Origin of the sequence: Mesorhizobium sp. M7A.F.Ca.US.014.04.1.1, assembly GCF_003998745.1 — a bacterium.
GTDB classification, from domain to species: domain Bacteria; phylum Pseudomonadota; class Alphaproteobacteria; order Rhizobiales; family Rhizobiaceae; genus Mesorhizobium; species Mesorhizobium ciceri.
Genome location: NZ_RZRW01001546.1, coordinates 1 through 380, shown reverse-complemented (window position 1 = coordinate 380; position 380 = coordinate 1). Strand labels below are relative to the sequence as shown.

General features: G+C 58.7%; 1 pseudogene. It reads right to left on the bottom strand.

What is annotated here, in order from left to right:
• Positions 1-380, bottom strand: a pseudogene (locus tag EOA22_RS37530) (SAM-dependent methyltransferase); the annotation flags it as partial.

The window sequence follows — 380 nt, the reverse complement described above, 5'->3', positions numbered from 1 at the left end:
GCCGAAGAAATCGACCCAGGTGGCCACCCCCTTCTCGATCGCGGCGCGCGCGACATTGGCTGCCGGCTCGACGCCCAACACAGGAACGCCGAGTGGCAGAAAATGCTGCAGCAAGTAACCGTCATTACTTGCGAGTTCCACCGCAAGGCTGTCAGGGCCAAGCCCAAGGCGTCGTGTGATCGTCTCGCAATAAAGTTTCGAATGAGCCACCCAGCTGGTCGAGAACGAAGAGAAGTAGGCGTATTCGCTGAAGATGGTCTCTGGGCTCATATACTCCTTGAGCTGCACCAGATAGCACGTGTCGCAGACAAGCACGTTGAGCGGGTAGTAAGGTTCCATCTGGTCGAGCTGGTCGGGCTGCAGGAACCTCTCGCACGGCG